This window comes from Nocardioides sp. CPCC 206348 (assembly GCF_048654705.1).
Lineage (GTDB): Bacteria > Actinomycetota > Actinomycetes > Propionibacteriales > Nocardioidaceae > Nocardioides.
Map to the genome: position 1 here is coordinate 7,662 of NZ_JBMCZA010000104.1, position 482 is coordinate 8,143.

At 75.3% G+C, this 482-nt stretch carries 1 protein-coding gene; it reads right to left on the bottom strand.

Annotated elements, in window-relative coordinates; genetic code table 11:
• Positions 1-152 precede the first annotated feature (152 nt).
• On the bottom strand, positions 153-482 hold a 330-nt coding region (locus ACOADB_RS05185; RefSeq protein ID WP_378596875.1), incomplete at its 5' end, for a hypothetical protein.

The window sequence follows — 482 nt, forward strand, 5'->3', positions numbered from 1 at the left end:
CAGTCTCAACGTCCGCCAGGCGAAGCTGCAGGACGTCGACCTGCGCGGCGCCACGCTGGCAGCCATCGACGGACTGACGGACCTGCGCGGCGCGACGATCAGCCACGACCAGCTCGTCATGATCGCCCCGCTCCTGGCTGCCAGCATCGGCCTCACGGTCGAGTAGCGGTCCGCTCGACCCGCGCCAGCCACCACGCCAGCGTCTCGTCCGACCCGGCGTAGGCCGCGGTCATCGCCCGCGCCGCGTCGGCCAGGACCTCCGTACGGTTCCCCTCGGCGCGCTGGGCGCGCCGGGCGAGCGCCGCCCCTTCGTCCCAGGCAGCCGTGTCGGCGGGCAACGGGAGCGCCGCCAGCTGCCGGGCGCTCACCTTCACCGATCCGGGCGACAGACCGGTCCCGAGGTAGCGGGCGGCCGCGTGGGCGACGACCGGCGGCGCGAGGGTGACCGCCAGCAGCCGCCAGAGATCGGCCGGGTCATGGGG